General features: G+C 58.2%; 14 protein-coding genes and 2 pseudogenes. 8 read left to right on the top strand and 8 right to left on the bottom strand.

Features of this window, described 5'->3' with window-relative positions:
• Positions 1-28: 28 nt before the first annotated feature.
• On the bottom strand, positions 29-520 hold the full coding sequence (locus O9H85_RS34645; RefSeq protein WP_269885926.1) for a phage lytic cycle repressor MrpR family protein: 492 nt from the start codon (positions 518-520) through the stop codon (positions 29-31).
• A gap of 382 nt (positions 521-902) precedes the next feature.
• Here O9H85_RS34645 and O9H85_RS34650 point away from each other — a divergent pair, with 382 nt between their 5' ends.
• Entirely contained in the window at positions 903-1307 is a 405-nt protein-coding gene (locus O9H85_RS34650; protein ID WP_269885927.1) for a Fur family transcriptional regulator, read from the top strand.
• The gene (locus O9H85_RS34655; protein WP_269885928.1) at positions 1277-2038 is read left to right on the top strand and encodes a winged helix-turn-helix domain-containing protein; all 762 of its coding nucleotides are present in this window, start codon (positions 1277-1279) and stop codon (positions 2036-2038) included. Before O9H85_RS34650 ends, O9H85_RS34655 begins: the two co-directional genes overlap by 31 nt.
• Positions 2039-2192: 154 nt before the next feature.
• On the opposite strand, the gene O9H85_RS34660 is transcribed toward O9H85_RS34655, so the two are convergent.
• Positions 2193-3062: a phytanoyl-CoA dioxygenase family protein gene (locus O9H85_RS34660; protein WP_269885929.1), complete on the bottom strand. Its 870-nt coding sequence runs from the start codon at positions 3060-3062 to the stop codon at positions 2193-2195.
• Between the two features lie 142 nt (positions 3063-3204).
• Positions 3205-4032, bottom strand: a complete 828-nt coding sequence (locus tag O9H85_RS34665) for an AraC family transcriptional regulator (protein ID WP_269885930.1) — start codon at positions 4030-4032, stop codon at positions 3205-3207.
• A 607-nt stretch (positions 4033-4639) separates the two neighbouring features.
• Between O9H85_RS34665 and O9H85_RS34670 the strand changes: the two genes are divergently transcribed.
• Complete coding sequence (locus O9H85_RS34670) at positions 4640-5227, top strand: hypothetical protein (RefSeq protein WP_269885931.1); 588 nt, start codon at positions 4640-4642, stop codon at positions 5225-5227.
• A 59-nt stretch (positions 5228-5286) separates the two neighbouring features.
• Here O9H85_RS34670 and O9H85_RS34675 read toward each other — a convergent pair whose 3' ends face one another.
• Positions 5287-6093 carry a histidinol-phosphatase gene (locus tag O9H85_RS34675; protein WP_269885932.1) on the bottom strand — a complete coding sequence of 269 codons (807 nt, stop codon included), beginning with the start codon at positions 6091-6093 and terminating at the stop codon, positions 5287-5289.
• A gap of 79 nt (positions 6094-6172) precedes the next feature.
• On the bottom strand, positions 6173-7075 hold the full coding sequence (locus O9H85_RS34680; protein WP_269885933.1) for a LysR family transcriptional regulator: 903 nt from the start codon (positions 7073-7075) through the stop codon (positions 6173-6175).
• Between the two features lie 291 nt (positions 7076-7366).
• Between O9H85_RS34680 and O9H85_RS34685 the strand changes: the two genes are divergently transcribed.
• Together O9H85_RS34685 and O9H85_RS34690 are read left to right on the top strand one after the other, a co-directional pair.
• Entirely contained in the window at positions 7367-8935 is a 1569-nt protein-coding gene (locus tag O9H85_RS34685) for an MDR family MFS transporter (protein WP_269885934.1), read from the top strand.
• 15 nt (positions 8936-8950) lie between these two features.
• Positions 8951-9511 (top strand): PadR family transcriptional regulator, encoded by a 561-nt coding sequence (locus tag O9H85_RS34690; protein WP_269885935.1) that lies wholly within the window; start codon positions 8951-8953, stop codon positions 9509-9511.
• 64 nt (positions 9512-9575) lie between these two features.
• Here the strand turns inward: O9H85_RS34690 and O9H85_RS34695 are convergent.
• Both O9H85_RS34695 and O9H85_RS34700 read right to left on the bottom strand, forming a co-directional pair.
• Positions 9576-11202 (bottom strand): annotated as a pseudogene (locus tag O9H85_RS34695) (MDR family MFS transporter).
• A gap of 24 nt (positions 11203-11226) precedes the next feature.
• Positions 11227-11658 (bottom strand): MarR family winged helix-turn-helix transcriptional regulator, encoded by a 432-nt coding sequence (locus O9H85_RS34700; protein WP_269885936.1) that lies wholly within the window; start codon positions 11656-11658, stop codon positions 11227-11229.
• 187 nt (positions 11659-11845) lie between these two features.
• Between O9H85_RS34700 and O9H85_RS34705 the strand changes: the two genes are divergently transcribed.
• From O9H85_RS34705 to ltrA, 3 genes are all read left to right on the top strand, one after another.
• Positions 11846-16186 carry a DEAD/DEAH box helicase gene (locus tag O9H85_RS34705; protein ID WP_269885937.1) on the top strand — a complete coding sequence of 1447 codons (4341 nt, stop codon included), beginning with the start codon at positions 11846-11848 and terminating at the stop codon, positions 16184-16186.
• Positions 16187-16349: 163 nt separating this feature from the next.
• Positions 16350-17717, top strand: coding sequence for a dicarboxylate/amino acid:cation symporter (locus tag O9H85_RS34710; protein WP_409348253.1), 1368 nt, complete (start codon positions 16350-16352; stop codon positions 17715-17717).
• 464 nt (positions 17718-18181) lie between these two features.
• Positions 18182-19573 (top strand): group II intron reverse transcriptase/maturase, encoded by a 1392-nt coding sequence (ltrA, locus tag O9H85_RS34715; protein WP_269885938.1) that lies wholly within the window; start codon positions 18182-18184, stop codon positions 19571-19573.
• Positions 19574-19791: 218 nt separating this feature from the next.
• On the opposite strand, the pseudogene O9H85_RS34720 reads toward ltrA, so the two are convergent.
• Positions 19792-20385, bottom strand: a pseudogene (locus O9H85_RS34720) (nitroreductase family protein); the annotation flags it as partial.
• Positions 20386-20402 lie beyond the last annotated feature (17 nt).

Below are 20402 nucleotides of genomic sequence, written 5' to 3' on the forward strand. Positions count from 1 at the left end.
GGTTAGGGTCAGGTTCGGAACAGGCACTTCAGGCGTAAGCTTTCTCTTCCGGTTCCAATCGGACGGTAGTCAGGTGGACAAGCTCCGGCAGGGAAAAGAAGGCCGCCAGCTTTTTCAGCCGCATATAAATGGTCCTCAGGATGACGGAATCGAGCTCCATAATCATGCTTTCGTTGGCGATGTAATCGTGGATGCTCACTTTGATGAGGAAGGGGCTGTGCCGGAGATTGACCGAATTCTGCTTGGTCGGATTATAGCCGTTCTCCAGAATATACTTCGTTTGTTCCGCCGCATGCTGGAACAGCTCCGCGCACCGTTTGCTGACCTGAATTTTCCTCGAGGTTCCGAACGGAGATTCAATGGTCAGTATCCGGGTCGTTTCATTAAGGGCGTCCTGCGTTAAGTAGACCAGCTCGTGAACCTCGATTCCTTCCATAAGCAGACGAATGATGATGGCATCTTGCGGGTTGACGCATTGGCTTTCGATAAAGAGCAGTTTTTCACGCGTTAAGACATTCATAGACGGTTTTGATCTTCCCTTCAGTCGCTATAGTTTGTCTTATGAGGAATTATTTTACATCAGAAACGACGGGAAAACTACGGGGGTAAAATAAGAGGTTTTGTCGTTTACTGTAATGATTTAATTTATGAAAATCGTTTCATGATTATTCCTTTCGTAGAACGTTTTCAAAGCAAAATCAGGTGACAATCTTGTGACATTTAGGATCAGGTACTATACGAATCGGAAATGACCGTTTGGAGGTAACCTTATCTAAATTTATTTGCAAAGCACGATATCAGTGAAGGCACTTGCGATCGGCCTGCGGGCGGTCAGGGTTGCCTTGACGAATGGTCGATTTAGGTTTAGACTTAATCTAAATATAAAAATTGGAGGGTCATCTATGAAAAAGAAAGGACAGCTGACCGTTCAACGGAAAACGATCTACGATATCATCGTGAACTCGCCGGACCATCCGACTGCGGCGGATGTGATCGAACGGCTGAAGGAACAGGGGCTCAGCTTCGCTTACGGCACCGTGTACAACTCGCTCCGGTATTTGACGGATACGGGCATGGTGCAGGAGCTGAAGCTTGAGGGGGACGCCGCGCGTTACGATGCGCGGACCGAGGAGCACCAGCACATCGTGTGCGTGGAGTGCGGCCGGGTGGATGAGGTATTCACCGAGGCCCCCGCTTCATGGATTCAATCCGTAGCCGAAGAGACGGGCTATTCGATCCATAAAGAACAATTCTTGTTCAAAGGAGTGTGCGCCTCATGCAGAGCTACGGGTCGGCCGGTGAATTAAGCAGCGGACCGGCGCTGAACGGGATGCTGCATGAAGAGCAGGAAGGTCCCAGCTGCTGCCGTCTGACGCAGCGTGTCGTCATCATCAGCCCAACGCCGGCTGCCCTGCATGAGCTCATCCGCGAGCTGACGGCCCGATGCTACGACGTGTTGGTGCTGCACCGCCCGGATCCGGAGACGATCCGCAGCCTGAGGACCGAGCTGGTTATCGTTGACCGGACGCATGACGGGGAAGCGCCGGAGGACCCGGCGGGGGCTTCGTCCTTCCTGCCGACGCTGCATCTTCTAGCCGAGAACGCGGGGAGACGGCCGGATGCGTATAACGATTTTTATTTGAACTGGCCGGTTCCGGTGGCCGAGATGGTCGGACACATCCGCCGCCTGACGCAGCTGAATCCGGGCAGTGCCAGCCGGGTCGACGGACAGAAGCGGCTCAAGGATCTGACCGTCGACGTCAAGCGGATGGCCGTATACCGCGGCGGCTCGCGGATCGAGCTGACGAAGACGGAGTTCGAGCTGCTGCGCCACCTGCTGGATGCGTCCGGGACGGTGCTTACTCGGCAGGAGCTGATGGATCATGTGTGGGGCGAGCATTACTTTGGCGGGAGCAATACGGTGGACGTCCATTTGAAGAGCTTGCGCCAGAAGCTTGGCGATAATCCGAAGGTACCGCGCTATATCGCTACCGTCAGAGGCGTAGGCTACCGGATCTTCGATGAGGCGACCTCCTGAGGCGGGGGATGGAACCTGTCGGCGGCGGCGGAAGCCCTTTGAGCCGCTTAAGGCTAGTGACGTGCTGTGAAACGCATTCCGCCGTTTAACGGACAACAGGGTCTTATTCGAGGATGGCATCGCCATCCTGCGGATAAGACCCTTTTTGCGGAATCTAGCATTCCGCACCGGTCATTTCGTTCGTAAACATCCGCTTGTATTCCTGCGGCGTCAGTTTCTTCGCGGATACCGGGGCGTAGTGAATCTGAAGGGCACGGCGGCGCTTGGCGGAAAAGTTCGGCGGCGTCCCGTGATGGAGCAAGCCTGAGAAGATCAGCAGACCACCCGGCTTGAGCGGAACGGCGACATCGCGCTCCACCTGCACGGCCGCGTCGCAGAGCTGCCAGTCCCGCTCGGCATAGTGCGGTACCGCACCCTCCCGGTGGGAGCAGGGGATCACATGCATGCAGCCATTGTCGAGCTCCGCCGGGTCCAGCGCGATCCAGAAGCCGATAACGGACTTGTCGAACGCCAGCGGACCATACGCCATGTCCTGGTGCCACGGCTTCTCCGCGCCGCCCGTCGGCGGCTTCAGGATAGCCTGGTCCTGGGCGACCTTGGCTTTTTCGCCGAACAGCTTCTCCAAAGCTGCGGCAATGGACGGATGGTGCGCGATCGCATGCAGCCGCGGCTCATGTTCGATGTAATCGCTTACCTTCCGGGCAGCAAGTTCGATCTCCTCCATCGTACGGAGCTCGCTTCGCGGCTTCACGAATTGGATTTTCGCACCGGTCGAAGCTCCGGACAAGATATCCATGATAGCCTCCAGGGACGAGCGCACCTCCGATTCAATCAATGCCTGCTCCACCACCAGGTAACCTTGCTCCCAGAACTGCTTCACGTGGGCTTCCGTGATCTCTTCCAGACTAGCCGCGCTGGCTTGAGCCAGCCGATCATAGCGGTATAACCGGGAGGCAACCGATTGCGCGAGCTCCCATTCGTCCTCGTTCTCGTAAGCGTACAGCGTCTTCTTTTCCTCCGGCATGACGGTTGTTCACCCTCCTCACGAGTTCGTTTGCTTGCCTCTATCATACGGGATGGGAAGGTTTCGTGAACATGGCCTGAGGCTGCGAGGATTTGTACTTACCCGGCGATCCTCCGCCCGGAATGGAGGATGCTCTTATCCGTCAGCCGTGCGGCTTCGGCGGGTCCGTCTCCAGCAGGTAGGCCGACGGCGGTACGCCGTAATGCTTCTTGAACTGCTTGCTGAAAAGGAACACGGACGCATAACCGAGCGCATCCGCCACCTGGGATACGTTCATCGTCGTTTCGCTCAGTAAATGCTTGGCCCGCTGCAGACGAATGCGCGTGACATTTTCTTTGAGCGGCGAGCCCGTCGCCTTCTTGAAGAGCCGATTCAAATAAGCGGGCGTCAGGCCGACCAGCTCGGCCAGCTCCTCGTGAGGCAGCCTTCTTCCGGCCTCCTCATGGAGGCGGTGCAGCACACGCGCAACCGCCTGCCGCTGCTTCCGCGACAGCGCCGAAGCCGGTTCCGGCTCCTCCCGGCAGCGGTACAGCCGGATCAGGATTTGCTTCAGCACGCCGTCGAATTCCTGCTCCGTCCATGCATCTTGCCTGAAGCGGATCCCGAGCGCCTGATGCAGCAGCCGTTCCAGCTCGCCGCGTTCCTCGACGTAAACGACGCGCTCCGGCAGCAGGTCTCCCTTGGGTTCCGCCGCACAGCCGGGCAGGGGAATGAGTCCAAAATGAATATAGACGACCGTCAGCCGGTCTTCGGCATCCTGCTCCGCCGCCGGCTGGTCTCCCGGATGCAACACGAAGCAGGCTCCGGGACGAAGCGGATACGTCCGGCCGCCGAGAACCATCTTCCCGCTGCCCGACAGCACGCACCATAAATCGTAATCCGCGAGCGGCGCGGGCCGCCAATTCCAGCCGATCTCGCAGCGCGCCTTGCCGCTGTTCCCGCTGTCGGTCAGCGTATACGCCATTCGCATGAACGAGCCTCCTTTTCCCGAACGCCCTTCCGAAGCCGTCCGGTTTCATGATTCCATTATATAGGCAGGGATGGAAGGCATATAGGTCTCCAATACCAAATAATAGGAATCTAAATTTAATTTTATTTGATTTATGTTTACTTTTCATAGCTTGGATTTTGGATCTTATGGTAGAATTAAACAAGGTGATAGGTATATGGAACTATATTTTATAGAATTACGTCTGCAGCGTAACAGGCTTCGGCGTCTCACCCCGGATGGAAACAAGGGCGGAGCCGAGAGCTGACATATGCGATAATGGAGAAACGGAGGGCATCATGCTGAAGAAAAGTTCCGGACCGATCCAATTGGACATAAACAAAATTGTTGCTCAACTAAATTTGAACCCGGAAGGATTAAAAGACGTGCTAAGACCCAATTTATGTCCTGACGGTTCATCCACCCAATCCGTTTGTGTGAAATCGACATAGCTTAAATTAACAAATAATGGACAGTGTCCGTTTCACTGCATGGGCTCGGGTCTGTGAGAGTACGGTTCATTCTCCTAAAGCGATAGGAACAGGCTCGGGTGGTCGGCAGGGAAACCGGCGGGAAGGATAGGGTGCGAATGAAGACGAGACGCCAAGCAGCCACCAGGAAGGCTCCGCGCCGTTCCGCACAGGGGGGTGCCTATCCGCCGCATCTGAATACGGCGGAGATTCGAGGGTTGTTCAATCCGTTCGGAGGCTTCAGTCCGTTTGGCTTCAGCACGACGGCAGGCGGAGCCGCAGCCGCAGCCGGTCCGGGAGTTGCAGCGACCGAAGCGGCTGCGGGCTCCGGAGGGGCAGGCCTAGGTTTCGGCGCCTTGTACAACAAGGTAGGCGGACTGGATGGCATCATTTCGACGATGGGGAAGGTCCAGAAGATGTTCACGATCATCCGCCAGTTCGGACCGATCTTCAAAATGTTCGGCAGCTTCGGAGGCTTCGGCTTCGGAGGCGGAGGCGGAGGCGCGAAGGCGGCCACGGCCAGCTTGCCGAGCCGCAAGGCCGGCGGCGCGAGGGGACGCAAGCGAACGGCCCCGGCGGCCGGAGCAAGCGCACGCAGCCGCAGCAGCGCGGCGGCGCCGAAGGCGCGCACGGCGAGCGCGTCAGGCGGGCGGGCGCCGCAGCTGCGGCGCAGCGCAAGCGGCAAAAAAACCGGAAAAGCGGTTTAAGCTTTTCCGGTTTTTTGTTGCTCCGGGCGCGATCCGGGTCTCACCTTGCGGCTTTCGTCTTACAGCGGAACCGTCTGCGGACGCTTCTCCTTAAAATAAACCCACTCGCGGAAACCGATTTCCTTCAGCCGCTTCGCGACGAGCTCCCAGTCGTCCCCGACCCGCTCGGGCTTGTGGGCGTCGGAGCCGAAGGTCACCTTCACGCCGTAATGCAGCGCCCGCTCGAGAATTGCGTCGATCGGATACCAGCCGCCGCAGTCCTTCGTTTTGCCCGAAGTATTGATCTCGATCGCAACGCCCTGCTCCCCGATCAGCTTCAGGGTATGGTCGACCGCTTCCGTCTGAATATCCGAGAATGCCGGGTAGAAGCCGCGCATGGCGTCGATATGCCCGAGAATTTGAAACATGCCGCTGCGGGCGGACTGGGAGATCAGGTCGTAATAGATTTCCTTCTGCTCGACCTTCTGCTTCTCGGTTAGTCCGTTCCAGCGCTTCCGGTTAAAGATGCTGACGCCGCCCGACAAATGAACGGAGCCGATAATATAGTCGAACGGATAGTTCTCGTACACCTTGCGGTATACCTCCGCATGCTCGGGGAAGAAATCCGACTCCACGCCGAGCAGGACATCGATGCGGTCCCGGTATTCCTCCTTGAGCTTCAGCACTTCTTCTACATAACGCGCAAACTCGCTCTTCGCCATCGCGATGCCGGGCTGCTCCCGGTCCTTGCTGCTTGCAAAATAAGGCGAATGATCGGAGATCCCGATCACCTGCAGCCCGTGCCGGATGCCGGCCTCCACATAATCGCGGATCGTGCCGATCGCGTGGCCGCACCGCTCATGATGGGTATGCAAATCGAATTTCATGCGAGATCCCTTCCTTTCAGCAGATGTCCCCGGCAGCTTGCCCTTAGAATCGCCGCTAGGCGTCCAGGGTCCGCCGGTCTCATTCCGAACCGATGAACTGCGTTTCCTGCATGCCCTTGAGATCCTGCAAAAACTGATGCAGCGCCGAGCTTAAATAGCGTCCCGATTTGTATACGACGCCGACGGGGTGGCTGATCTCCAGCTCGTTGACTTTGACCATCTTCAGCGTTCCGAGCTTCAGCTCGTTTTGAATCGACAGCTTGGAGATGATCGCCGCGCCGAGGTTGAGCTCGACCATCCGCTTCACTTCCTCGCTGCTGGACAGCTCCATCACGACATTCGGCATAATCGACAGCTGCTTGAAAATTTGATCGACGAACCGCCGTCCGGCCGTCTCCGGCGAGAGCATGATGAGCGGCAGATTCTGCAGCCGCTCGATCGGCACATGTCCGTAGCGGGCCAGCGGATGGAGCGGCGAGACGACCAGCTCGAACGTGTCATAATACAGCACCGAGCTCTCAAGCGCCGGATGCTTGTCGAACAAATAAGTGATGCCGATGTCGATCGAGCCGTTCTCGACGCTGTGCATAATTTGCGAGGTCGTCATCGAATGAATCGTCGTCTTGATCAGCGGGAACTGATTCTGAAAGTAGGACAGCACCCGCGGCAGGATCATGATGGCGATCGACGTCGTCGTGCCCAGGTGAATGTGGCCTTGCGGCGTCTGGCTCAAGTCGGCGAGCCGCTGCTTCAAGTCTTCCACCGTCTGCAGGATCATTTCCGCATGCTCCAGAAACACCTTGCCGCTGTCGGTCAGCGTGACGGGCTGGTTCCGGTCGATCAGCGTCGTCTTGAACTCGTCCTCCAGACTCTTGATCTGGGCCGAGACCGCCGGCTGCGTCAGATTCAGCACCTCGCCCGCCTTGCGGAAGCTCATCGTTTTCGAGATGGTAATTAGGGTTTCCAATTGATTTAAATTCACGTCGTTCCTCCTTCTCCCGAGGTATGAACGTGCGTACTCGGTCACTTCCGGTTAAACAAGCCTAAGTCCGTTTATCCAGAATAAGTAATTTTTATCGTTTTTGGCAAAAATATAAATGGTTTTTCTTGAATAGTACCATTATATGATACTTGAATCCGGAGGGCAAACGGAGCTGGCTGAGGAGCATAAATATAAAGTTTGTAAAATTGTGTTTGTTCGTCTTGTCAATTACTCAAATTTGAGTATAATAACGAGAGTGAACTAAACAACTGTTTAAGGAGATGAATATCCATGACGCAAAAGAAGTCCAATACGACGTGGACCGTCGTCGGACTTATGCTCGGGCTGCTGCTGGCTTCGCTCGACCAGACGATCGTATCTACGGCGATGCCGACGATCATCGGTAAATTGGGAGGGCTCGATAAATATGTATGGGTCTTTTCCGCTTATTTGATTGCGAACGTCGTATCGATGCCGGTCTTCGGCAAGCTGGGAGACATGTACGGACGCAAGCTGTTTTTCCTGCTCGGCATCGCGGTGTTCATGATCGGCTCCGCGCTGTGCGGCACCTCGACGACCATGACGCAGCTCATCGTATACCGGGCCATTCAGGGCATCGGCGGCGGTGCATTGATGCCGATCGTGTTCACCATTATTTTCGATATCTTTCCTCCAGAGAAACGGGGCAAAATGCAGGGCCTCTTCGGCGCCGTATTCGGCATATCCAGCGTACTCGGGCCGCTGGCCGGGGCTTACTTCACGGACCATGTGAACTGGACCTGGATTTTTTACATCAACCTGCCGCTCGGCGTCGTGTCGCTCATTCTGATCGCTTTATTCTACCATCCGGTGCTGCCGAACAATCCGAACCAGAAGATCGATTGGCTCGGAACGGTCGTATTCGCGGCTTCCATGCTGTGCTTGATGTTCGGGCTGGAGCTCGGAGGCAAGGAGTACGCTTGGGGCTCCGGGCAAATTATCGGCCTGCTGGCGGCGGCTGCGGTGCTTCTCGCGCTGTTCGTTTTCATTGAGAGCAAGGCGGCTTCGCCGATCGTTCCGCTCAAGCTGTTCGGCAACCGGCTGTTCACCACATCCATGGGCGTATGTTTTTTCTACGGCGCGCTGATGTTGTCCGCAGCAACGTATATTCCGCTCTTCGTGCAAGGGGTGTACCAAGGCTCGGCGACGAGCGCCGGCCTCGTATTGACGCCGATGATGCTCGGGGTCGTCGCCAGCAGCGCGCTGGGCGGGCGCTTCCTGGGCAAGCTTTCTTACCGAAACATACTTATCTTCTCCGCGCTGCTGCTGCTGGTAGCGACCTCGCTGCTCGGTACGGTATCCGTCAATACGCCGCGCTGGCTGGTGACGCTTTATATGATCATGATGGGTCTGGGGATCGGCACCTCCTTCCCGGTTACCTCGATGTCGGCGCTGCACCAGGTCGATCCCCGCTTCCGCGGTGTCGTTACGTCGCTGGTCGCATTCTTCCGTTCGATCGGCTCGACCGTCGGCGTCACGGTCCTCGGGACCGTGCAGGCCAGCGCGCTGAAGAACCGGCTCGCGGAGCTGCTGCCCGGCGGAGGAGGAGCGCAAACGCCGGCGGATCCGCGGGCGCTGCTCTCGCCGGAATTTCAGGCGCATATTCCAAAGGAGATCATGCAGAAGCTCGTTACGGGACTTGCCGATTCCATCGGCTTCGTGTTCCAAGTGACGATTATTATGGCTGTTATCGCGTTCATCTTCGTACTGCTGATGGGCAAGGCCAAGCTGGAAATTCCGGCAGCCAGGGGGCCACAGCAGGGAACGGGCCGTCCGGGCGGAGCCCAGGCGCCATCGCCTCAGGTCAGACCGCAAGATTAGGGCGGGTGACGACGAATGTCCATGAAGCTTGTCATTCTTGGGCTGCTCATGGAGGGCGACAGCCATCCCTACGAATTGCGGCACAAGATGAAAGAACGCTCGATGCTGCATTATATCAAGATGCAGGAAGGCTCGCTGTATTATGCCATCGATACACTGTGCAAGGACGGCTACGTGGAAGCGGCGGAAACGGTTAAGGACAGCGGCCGGCCGGACCGGACGATTTACCGGATTACGCCGAGCGGGAAGGTTCTGTTCGAGGAGCTGCTGATGGAGCAGTTCGCCGATACCAAGATGATCTATCATCCGATGTATGCGGCGCTGGCATTCGCCTACTGCGGAGACCAGGAGCGCATTCGCGCCATTGTGGAAGAGAAAGCGCGGCAGCAGCGCGAGGTTGTAGATCTGCTCAAGCAGGTGTATTACGAGCATATTCCTATCGTGCCGCGCAGCGTACTTCATATGATGAAGGGGCGCTGGGAGCACGCCGAGACGGAGCTGCATTTCCTCGAACGGCTGGCCGCCGATGCGGCGGCGGGGCGGCTCAAGGAACGCGGCAAGCCGCTGGAAGATTAGCATCAGATTGATCCCCCGAAAATAGAAATGCAGCCCCGCGGAAGCGAGAGCTGCATTTTTATATTTAGACCGCTCCCTCGCCTTCGGATGCTCTAGGCTTCTTGCGGCTGTCCGTGATTTTGATGTTCCCGAGGAACGGGGCAATCACTGCGCCGAGAAGGACAAAGATGAGCCCGAAAAGGAAGACTGAATGAAGCGAGCTGACGAGCGCGCTCTTGATCACCGGCACCATCTGGTCCAGGAGCGGCTTCGGGAACCCCGCGAGCGTCTGCGGATTCAGCAGCATGGAATAGAGGCCTTGCGGGTTCGTGTGCACCATATCCGTAATTTTATGAACCATGTCGCCCCGCAGGGAGCTGCTTCAGGAGCGGCACCAGCGTTTCGGTCAGCTGGCGGTCGGACTTGTGGTTCATAATAACTCCCAGAACGGTCATGCCGAACGTGCCGCCGATCTGGCGGAAGAACTGGCTGGAAGAGGTGACGACGCCGAGCTCCGATTTCGGGAACGTCTCCTGCAGCGCTAGCGTCAGAAGCGGCATCACCAGGCCCATCCCGACACCCATGACCATCATGTAGCCTGTGGCGGTCCAGCGGCTGGTGTCAATGTCCATCGTGGTCAGCAGCAGGAAGCCTGCGGACATGATGATCATTCCGGCAATCATCTGAGTGCGCATGCCGAGCTTCTGTACGAGCCAGCCTCCGGCAATGCTCGTCAGAATCATGACGATCATCATCGGCGTCATGACGGTTCCCGATGCGGAAGCGCTGATGCCGACGATGCCCTGCATGAACAGCGGCACGAACATGATGGCCCCGAACATCCCGACGCTCATAAGAAAGCCGATGCCGTTGATCAGCGTAAAGGTACGGTTCTTGAACAGTTCTACCGGCAAAATCGGCTCGGCCGTCCGCGATTCGATCAGGACGAAGGAAACGAGCGAAATGACCGCAATAACGAACAACCCTATGATTTGCCACGAGGTCCAGGCATATTCCTTCCCTCCGAAGGTCAGGCCTAGCAGGAGAGACACGACGCCGACGATCATCGTCACCATGCCGCCGAAGTCGAACTGTACTCGGCCTTCGCGGCGTCCGTCCCGCAGGCCGAGAGCGATAAACACCGTTGCAAGGATTCCGACCGGCAGGTTGATGTAGAACACCCAATGCCAGTTGATGGAATCGACGATCCAGCCCCCGACCTGCGGTCCGATGACCGAGGAGAGACCGAATACCGCACCGAAGACGCCCTGCCATTTGGCACGTTCTTTGCCTGTGAACAAATCACCGATAATAATCATGGCCATCGGCATCATCACACCGCCGCCGATCCCCTGCAGCGCACGGAACCAAATGAGCTGGCCCATCGTCTGGGACATGCCGCACAGGACGGAGCCGATCATGAAGACGATCAATCCCGTCAAATAAACGGTTCGGCGTCCCAGCAGGTCGGCGAGCTTGCCGGCAATCGGCACGACGGAGGTGGAGCTGAGCATGTAAGCCGTCGTCAGCCAAGTCATCAGGCTGAGCCCGCCGAGGTCCCCGACAATCCGCGGCATGGCGGTTCCTACAATCGTATTGTCCAGCGAAGCGAAGAGCATCGCAATGATGAGTCCGGTAATCAGCAGGCCGCGGGAAGCATCATGACGCTCTCCCGGTGGAGCGGCCGCTTGGTTTTCTTGAAAGTGTTCCATATAGGTATTCCTCCTTCATGGGGTCTAATCTTCGATGTCCTGCACCAGCTTCTCGAATATACGCAAGAAGGAATCCCATTCCTCCGGCTCCAGACGGGACATATATCCTTCCAGCGTATCGGTGCGGATCTTGCGGACGCGCTGCAGTACGGCAACGCCTTCCTCCGTCAGCTCCAGCAGGACGACCCTGCGGTCCTTCTCATCGTGCGTCCGCGACACATAGCCGTGCTGGACGAGCCGGTCGATCATCACGGTAATCGCGCTCGGTTTGACATCCAGCTTATGGGCAAGCATAGTAACGGTACAGGGCTTCAGGCTGACAATCTGATACAGCATCATAATTTGCTGGCCGGTTATGGGCAGCTCCGGAGGCAGTCCGAGGCCGGGACCGATACGGCGGAACAGCAGGAAAAAGGCTTTCTCGAATCGTTCGATTTCTGCACGAGTAGGGGACAATGGAATTCCTCCGTTTTGCTTTGAAGTATAGTAATTAAATTATATAAAATTTAAATTATTTAATCATATTGTAGTTACAGAGCCGCCGCATGTCAAGAAGTCTTTTGACCGCATCTGCATTTTGGTATGATATTCCAAGGTGAAACCCTTATTCGATGGCTTATTAAAGCGAAGGAGCGCTGCCTGCATGAAATTAACGGAAGCGTTTGGTTATCATCCGCTGCTGTCGAACTGGTTCGGGCGCCGGTACGGCGAACCGACGGACGTCCAGCGTCAGGCATGGGAGGCGATCCTGGCCGGCAAGCACGCCTTGGTCGCAGCTCCAACCGGTTCCGGCAAAACGTTAGCCGCGCTGCTGCCCTGCTTGAACCGGATAATGACGGAGAAAGAAAGGGACCCGGAAAGTCCGGCAGGCGTCAAGCTGCTGTACATTACGCCGTTAAAGGCGCTCAATAACGATATTCACCACCACGCCGCCGCCTATGTTCAGGAGCTGGAGCAATGCGCCGCGGAGCAGGGAATGCCCTGGGAGGGGCTGACCGTTGGCGTGCGGACCGGCGATACGAAGCCGGGCGTTCGCGCCGCCATGCTGCGCCGGCCTCCGGATGTGCTGGTGACGACGCCGGAATCGCTCTATTTGCTGCTGACCTCCGCCAAGGGCAGAAGAACGCTTCGCACGGTAACACAGGTCATCGTAGATGAGATCCATGATCTGGCCGGAGACCGCAGAGGCAGCCATCTGTCCGTTACCCTGGAACGGCTGGCCGCCTGGACAGGGGGGCTGTTGCAGCGGATCGGCGTGTCGGCCACGCAGAATCCGATCGCCGAGGTGGCCCGCTTCTTGGGCGGCTGGAGCTCGGAAGCGCCGGACTCGCCCGCGAGGCCCGTGGCCGTCATCGAGAGCCGGATGGACAAGCGAATTCGGCTCGGCGTCACAATGCCTTATGGAGGCTTCATCACGGCGGACCGGCAGGAAGCCGTCTGGGGGCCTCTGACGGAGCAGATATTGGAACGGATGGAAGGAGCCCGCTCCGTCTTAGTATTCGTCAATAATCGCCGGTTATGTGAACGGCTGACGCTGCGCCTGAACGAACGGGCGGGCTATGAGATCGCCCGCTCCCACCACGGCAGCGTCGCCCGCGAGCAGCGCCTTGAGGTGGAACGGGCGCTGAAGGCCGGCGAGCTCCGCTGCCTGGTCGCTACGGCGTCGCTGGAACTCGGCATCGACGTCGGCTCGATCGATTTGGTGCTCCAGATCGATTCACCCAAGAGCGCCGCGGCCGGCATTCAGCGGATCGGCCGCGCGGGACATGCCGTCGGCGGGGAGAGCCGCGGCTTAATTATCGCGCGCAGCCGGGGGCAGCTGCCGGAGTGCGCGGTGCTGGCGAAGCGCATCGCCACCCGGTCGATCGAGCCGATCCTCATCCCGCGGCACGAGCTCGGCGTCCTCTGCCAGCAGATCGTGGCGATGGCGGCTTCGGGCGATTGGACGCTGCCGGAGCTGCAAGCCGTATTCCAGCGAAGCTATGCTTACCGCGGACTGAGCTCCGAGCGGTTCATCGCGGTCCTGGAGGTGCTGTCCGGGTATTATCCGTTCGTCCGGCCGCTCATCGATTGGGACCGGGATGCGGAACGGGTTGCGGCCCGGTCCAACACGATGATGGCGGCGATCATGGGGGCGGGCACGATCCCGCAGAGCAGCGCCTACCCGGTGCATCACGCGGAGAGCCGGATTCATCTCGGCGAGCTGGATGAGGAGTACATTCACGAGAGCCGGGTCGGAGATGTATTCCAGCTGGGGACGTCCTCCTGGAAAATTCAATCCATCGGCAGCGACCGCGTGTATGTGGTCGAAACCGGGAATACGTTCAGCGAAATCCCGTTCTGGCGCGGCGAGGGCCAAGGCCGGACGATGGAAAGCTCGCTGGAGATCGGCGGGTTTCTTGCCGAGATCGAATCGCGTATGGGCAGCCGGAGCGGGGCGGAGATGACGGATTGGTTCATGAGCGAATATTTGCTGGATGCGGTGGCGTCGGATCAGATCGCCTCCCTGCTGCATGCCCAGAAGGCGGTATCGGCGGTGCCGACGGACCGCCGTATCGTCATGGAGCAGTTCCAGGACGATCAGAAGCAGCATCATGTGGTCATCCACTGCTGGTATGGCCGCACGTTCAACCGGACCTGGCTGCTGGCCATTCAACGGCAGCTGGAGGCGAAGCTGCCGTACCGGTTCTACGCGAATGCGAAGGATAACGGCATCGAGCTGGTGTTTCCCGGGGGCGAGGCGGGCGCTTCCGATTATATTGAGCTCATACGCGGAGTGAGGTCCGCGAATGTAGAGACGCTGCTGCTCGAGTCCGTCCCCGGGTCGCTGATGTTCGGAGCCGCCTTCCGGCAGCTGGCGGAGACGTCGCTGCTGCTGTCCCGCAGCTTTACGCGTAGGCCCGCCTGGCAGAGACGGCTGCGCAGCCAGGAGCTGCTGCGGGAAGCGCTGCCGTATGCGGAGCGTTTCCCGTTCATTGCGGAGGCGATGCGTCTGTGCCTGAACGAGGAGCTGAATGCACCGCAGGTGAAGCGGGTCCTTCGGGAGATGGAGAGCGGGGCGATCGAGACGGTCGTGCTCCGGAACGCTTTTCCATCCCCATTCGCCGCGCTTTATTTGGCCGATTACGTACAGACCCAGCTCTACGAGTCCGATGCGGTAGGAACGGATATTCAGCAGCAGCTCATCGGATTAAACCGGGCGGCGGCAGGACGGATCTTCGGCGGCAGCGCCCGGCAGGAGGAAGCTGAGGTCAAGCCGGAACGCTCGGTCCGGACCGCCGAAGAGCTTTACCGGCTGCTGAAGGAGCAGGGGGACCTGTCGGAGGCGGAGCTTGCAGCCCTTCCGGGCGGAGAACGGGTGGCGCCGCTGCTGCAGACGCTGGCTTCGGAAGGCCGCATTGCGCAGGTGCCGTTAGCCGGTACGAGCCGCTGGATCTGCGCCGATGAGCTCGCGGCCTACGGCCGGCTGCAGGAGGATCGGAAAGCCGGGGAAGTCGAGGATGCAAGGGTGCTGATCCTTGGCCGTTTTACGAGCGGCCGGCTCTATGTTACAGCGGACGAGCTGGCGCAGCGATATGCGCTCGAGCCTGGTATGGCGCGCGGCTTTCTGCGCCGGGAAGAAGCCCGGGGCAAGCTGGAGCCGGCGCCGGATGCAGAGGGGCGCGAGCGGTGGCTGAACCGGGCGCTTGCGGAGCGCCGGGCGCGGCAGACGGCAGGCGCGCTCCGGGGGAACCGGGATGCGGTGGAGCCGGCCGTCTATTTAGGAAGACTTCTGCAGCTTCAGCACGCCGTGCCGGGAGAGCGGCTGAGCGGCCCGGACGGGCTTCTGCGGGTGATCGGCGTCCTGCAGGGCACCTTCCTTCCGCTGTCCCAATGGGAGAGCCAGGTGTTTCCGATACGCCTGACCGATTACCGCAAGGAAACGCTGGACGGTCTCTGCGCCGAAGGAGAGGTTGTCTGGATTGGCCGGAAAGCGCCGGAGGAGAAGGAAGGGCGGGTCGCCTTCTTCCTGGCGGAGTCGAAGGAGCTGCTGCGGCCGTTCCTGAGCGGTCAGCCGGCGCAGCGCCATACCGGGCTGCTGGAGCTGCTCTCCGCTAAGGGGGCGAGCTTTCTGACGGCGCTCAGCCGGGACAGCGGCCGGGCGCCTTCGGAGGTGCTCGCCGACTTGCTGGAGCTTGCCTGGGACGGTCGCGTCTCCAACGATCAATTCGCCCCCCTGCGGCTGCACGGTTCGGGCAAACGTCCCGCCGCGCCGAAGCAGGGAAGACCTGGCCGCGCGGGCTTCCAATCGGGACTTGGCCGATGGTATGCGCTGGAGCCGGAATCGGCCGCGCCTTCAGAGGACGGTGCCGCTCTCGCGTCATCCGTCATGGCTTGGGCGAAGCAGCTGCTGAACGGGTACGGCCTGCTGACCAAGGATATTGCGTCCCAAATGCTTCCATGGTCGTGGGATGCGGTATACGGCGCATTGAAGCAGCTGGAAGCGTGGGGCGTGCTGACCCGGGGTCTCTGGGTGCGGGATATTGGGGCGCTGCAGTTCGCGCAGAAAGAGACGGTCGAACGGCTGCGCGAAACGGACCGGAGCGGTTTAACCGGCGTGACGGTTCTCCCCTCCCTGGATCCGGCCAATCCTTACGGCCTCTCCGTTCGATGGCCGGCGGCGGAAGGGATCGCGTTTGCCAGAAAGGCGGGCAATTATTTGCTCGTGAAGGACGGATGCTGGCTGCTCTGGATGGAAAACAACGGGAAACGACTCTATACGATGCCGGACTGGGAGAAGCGGCCGCTTCGGGCCGGGGAGCTGGAAGAGCTGCTTCGTACGGGGCTGCGGCACATTCTTTCGTTGTCCGGAGGACGGAAGGTGGTCGTCGAAGCGTGGAACAAGCAGCCGGTGATCGGGTCGGCGGCGGAAGAAGCCTTGCGGGAGCTCGGTGCCGAAGCGGACCGCGGGTCTCTTGTTCTATGGCCCAGCGCGCTGAAATAAGGTATAGCGAGGAGTGCGGCGAACTGAAGCCTCGCTCCTTAGTTTTTTATAGGAGAGCATTGAAAATGTATTGACAGAAAGGAGGTTTGGTTTTAGAATACCAACTAACCAGATGGGAATTATTATTTTCCAGTCCGTTAACGTCACGAGGAGGCGCATTGGTTTGAATCTCTTGTACTTAGTCAGTTGGGCCGCAGCGATTGTGGTCATTGCCGCTTTAATATTTGCGGCCAAGAAGAAAGTTGGTTTCGGTACCCGGGTCCTGGCGGCCATGCTGCTGGGCGTCGTAGTCGGAGCGGTCTTCAAGGACCAGGCTGCGGACGTCGGCATCGTAGGCAACATTTATGTCAGTCTGATTAAAATGATCGTCATGCCGCTCGTTATTGCAACCATCATTTCCAGTATCACGTCGGTCACCGACCCCGGCATGCTGAAGAAGGTCGGAACGAAGACGATCGGGCTGTTTTTGTTAACGACCGGTATCGCGGCGGTGATCGGTTTGATCGTTGCTCTAGTGCTGGATCCGGGCGCGGGCATTTCTTATGCGAAGGACGCTTCCTTTAAAGCGCGCGAGATTCCGACCTTCATGAAAGTGCTGATGGACCTCGTGCCGTCAAACCCGGTCAACGAGATGTCGACGGGCAAAGTCGTACCGGTTATTATATTCGCCATGTTCGTCGGGGTGGCCATTACGATTGAAGGCAGCCGCAAGCCGGAGCGGGTGAAGCCGGTAAAAGATTTGATCGATTCGTTCACGCAAATCATGTTCCGCGTAACGAAGCTGATCATCAGGCTGACGCCTTACGGCGTGTTCGGGCTGATGACGACGATGGCGGCCAAATACGGCCTCTCCTCGCTGCTGCCGCTCGGCAAGGTCATCATCGCGGTATATATCGCGTGCCTGCTTCATTTCGTCCTGACCTTCGGTACGCTCGTCACTTTCGTAGCGCGCGTGAATCCGTTCCGTTTTCTCAAAAAGATTTATCCGGTCATCGCCGTAGCCTTCACCACTCGAAGCAGCTATGCGACCTTGCCGGTTAACCTTGAAGTCATTACGAAGCGATTGAAAGTATCCGATCGGATCGCCAGCTTCGTGGCGCCGCTCGGAGCGACGATTAACATGAACGGCTGCGGCGGGCTGTACCCGGCGATCGTTGCGATCTTCGTGGCCAAAGTATTCGGCATCGAGCTTACGATGATGCATTATATCCTCATTGTCGGCTCCGCTGTCGTGGCGTCCGTCGGCGTAGCCGGCGTACCCGGCCCCGCTTCGATCTCGACCACGGTCGTGCTGACCAGCGCAGGCCTGCCGATCGAAGGGATGGCGCTCGTGCTCGGGATCGACGCGATTCTCGATATGGCGCGTACGGCAATCAACGCAACGGGCACTACGGTGAGCTCGCTGGTTGTCGCTGCATCGGAGAAGGAATTCGACCGCGAAGCGTTCTATAACGATGCGGACGACGAGCTGGATACGTATGAGAGCAAGCCGCTGTTCGGCGGCAACAAGGCTGCGGCATCGAAAGCGTAAATCAAGGAAATAAGGAAAAGGCATAACGGAGAACATGTCCGTTATGCCTTTTTTTAGTACGCCCAGCATGGGCGTCATCTCTAGGGTGCAAGTCCCGAACGGGGGCTGGCGAGCGCCTACCGTTAGCCAAGGGCAAGGGTGTCCGCCGTGAGGCGGAATCTGAAGGAAGCCGGAGGCAAATGCACGGGCCAAGGTACACGAACCCAATTTGAGGCAGGGCTAGTCGGATGAGTTGCCTAAACACAACGAAATCCAGAGCCGCCAAGGGCTAGTCCTGTATACTTGGGTGGTCGCGGGCAGACAGATGACGTTCTTATCTGGGGAGGCCTGCGGAATATGCGAAGTATCTTCGTAACCGCGGCTGGAAAGCCGCGCTGAATCCGCAGGAGTCAACAGAGGCCATAGTACACAAGTACGGGACGCCGGAAAGCGGAAGGGCCGAACCGAAAGGAGAGAGGAAACCGATGCGTTCGAGCGAAGAGCAGAGACAGCAGAATATCTCGCAAGAGAGCTTGCGGCAAAGAGAAGCGGTGAAGCCGTCAGGGTATGCCGGAGCGCCGAGCTCTTCGCCGGCACAAGTCGCCCCTTCCTCTCGCGAAGCGGAGAACGACCTGCTGGAAAAGATGCTCGAAGGAAACAACCTTCGGCTCGCCTACAAGCGGGTGATTCAAAACGGAGGAGCTCCCGGCGTGGATGGTGTAACGGTAGCCGAGCTACAAGCTTACCTGAAAACACACTGGGAAACGGTGAAAACCGAACTCCTCGCGGGAGCGTACAGACCGGCGCCAGTCAAACGGGTGGAAATCCCCAAACCCGGAGGCGGCGTGCGGCTGCTTGGCATCCCGACCGTAATGGACCGCCTTCTTCAGCAAGCGCTTCTGCAAGTGATGAATCCGATTTTCGATGCTCATTTCTCCTGGTACAGCTACGGCTTTCGGCCGGGAAAACGCGCGCATGACGCGGTGAGACAAGCACAGCGCAACATCCAAAGTGGCCTGAGATGGGTCGTGGATATGGATTTGGAGAAATTCTTTGACCGGGTAAACCACGACATGCTAATGGCGAGGGTAGCGCGGAAAGTGACGGACAAGCGCGTCTTGAAGCTGATACGTGGCTATCTAAATGCTGGGGTGATGGTAGATGGAGCGCTGGAGCGAACGGAGGAAGGTACGCCACAAGGTGGTCCTTTAAGCCCGCTCTTGGCGAACATTTTGCTAGACGATCTGGATAAAGAATTAACCAAACGAGGGTTGCGGTTCGTCCGGTATGCGGACGATTGCAATATCTTTGTCGCGAGCAGACGCGCCGGCGAGCGAGTCATGGAATCGGTGATTCGCTTTGTGGAAGGAAAACTCAAACTGAAAGTGAACCGAGATAAAAGTGCGGTAGACCGGCCATGGAACCGAAAGTTCCTTGGTTTCAGCTTTCTGTCGAATAAGCAGGCAACGGTACGTCTGGCGCCAAAGACAATCTCCCGGTTCAAGGAGAAGATCCGGGAGCTAACGAACCGAACCCGCTCGATGTCGATGGAGGACCGCATAACACGCCTTAACCGCTATCTTATGGGATGGATTGGCTATTTCCGGCTGGCTTCGGCAAAGAAGCACTGCGAGAAATTCGATGGGTGGATTCGCAGAAGGCTGCGCATGTGTCTCTGGAAACAGTGGAAACGGGTACGTACCCGTATCCGCGAACTCCGAGCGCTTGGAGTGCCGGATTGGGTCGCGTTCATGATGGCGAATTCCCGGCGGGGAGCGTGGGAAATGTCCCGGAACACAAATAACGCCCTTCCAACTTCCTACTGGGAAGTGAATGGGCTGAAAAGTTTGCTTTCTCGTTACCTGGAGCTTTGTTAACCTTTTGGAACCGCCGTATGCGGACCCGCATGTACGGTGGTGTGAGAGGACGGGGGCTAGTCGCCCCCTCCTACTCGATGTTGATGTGAAGCTATAGTTTTCGTAGCTTATAGCTTCGCATCAACCTTGGTAAACGCACTGGTCCTTGTAAGACAAGGACGGCGTAGCCGTTTATCCTTGGGTGGGGTATCCCCCACAGGAGTGATAGCTTGCCAATCGAACGACTTGAAACGCTCGCCGAGCGGGGCGAACTGCTTCTCCCCGGCAGGGGCGGTCGGCTTGCCGAACGGCATTTGGGCCAACAGATTCCAGGTTTCCGGCAGCTTCCACTCGGCTTTGACCCGTTCGTCGATGAGCGGATTATAGTGCTGCAGGTTCGCGCCGAGCCCTTCCGTTTCCAGCGCAGTCCAAATGACCAATTGATGCATCGCGTTCGTATGGTGCGACCAGATCGGGAAATTTTCCTGATAGGTAGGAAACTTCTGCTGGAACTCCTCAATGACGGATTGATCCTCGAAGAACAGAATCGTTCCGTAGCCGCTGCGGAAGCCTTCCATCCGCTGCCGGGTCGATTCGAACCGGTCCTCCGGCACGATGCTTTTCAAAATTTGCGTGGTCAAATCCCACAGCTTGTTATGCTGTTCCCCGAGCAGGAGCACGAGGCGGGTGCTTTGGGAGTTGAAGGCCGAAGGCGTATGCTTCAGGGCTTCCTCGATGATCTCCTTGATCCGCTGATCGGGAATAGGGGATTCTTTGCTGATGGCATAAAGGGATCGACGCTCCCGTATTGCGGTTAAGAAATCTTTGGCCAAGGAGTGCACACTCCTTT

It is taken from the genome of Paenibacillus gyeongsangnamensis, assembly GCF_027533625.1.
GTDB classification, from domain to species: domain Bacteria; phylum Bacillota; class Bacilli; order Paenibacillales; family NBRC-103111; genus Paenibacillus_G; species Paenibacillus_G gyeongsangnamensis.

Excerpts from the sequence above, each read along its gene's own strand:
- O9H85_RS34645 (WP_269885926.1), bottom strand. The coding sequence starts at position 520 with ATGAATGTCTTAACGCGTGAAAAACTGCTCTTTATCGAAAGCCAATGC.
- O9H85_RS34650 (WP_269885927.1), top strand. The coding sequence starts at position 903 with ATGAAAAAGAAAGGACAGCTGACCGTTCAACGGAAAACGATCTACGAT.
- O9H85_RS34655 (WP_269885928.1), top strand. The coding sequence starts at position 1,277 with ATGCAGAGCTACGGGTCGGCCGGTGAATTAAGCAGCGGACCGGCGCTG.
- O9H85_RS34660 (WP_269885929.1), bottom strand. The coding sequence starts at position 3,062 with ATGCCGGAGGAAAAGAAGACGCTGTACGCTTACGAGAACGAGGACGAA.
- O9H85_RS34665 (WP_269885930.1), bottom strand. The coding sequence starts at position 4,032 with ATGCGAATGGCGTATACGCTGACCGACAGCGGGAACAGCGGCAAGGCG.
- O9H85_RS34670 (WP_269885931.1), top strand. The coding sequence starts at position 4,640 with ATGAAGACGAGACGCCAAGCAGCCACCAGGAAGGCTCCGCGCCGTTCC.
- O9H85_RS34675 (WP_269885932.1), bottom strand. The coding sequence starts at position 6,093 with ATGAAATTCGATTTGCATACCCATCATGAGCGGTGCGGCCACGCGATC.
- O9H85_RS34685 (WP_269885934.1), top strand. The coding sequence starts at position 7,367 with ATGACGCAAAAGAAGTCCAATACGACGTGGACCGTCGTCGGACTTATG.
- O9H85_RS34690 (WP_269885935.1), top strand. The coding sequence starts at position 8,951 with ATGTCCATGAAGCTTGTCATTCTTGGGCTGCTCATGGAGGGCGACAGC.
- O9H85_RS34705 (WP_269885937.1), top strand. The coding sequence starts at position 11,846 with ATGAAATTAACGGAAGCGTTTGGTTATCATCCGCTGCTGTCGAACTGG.
- ltrA (WP_269885938.1), top strand. The coding sequence starts at position 18,182 with ATGCGTTCGAGCGAAGAGCAGAGACAGCAGAATATCTCGCAAGAGAGC.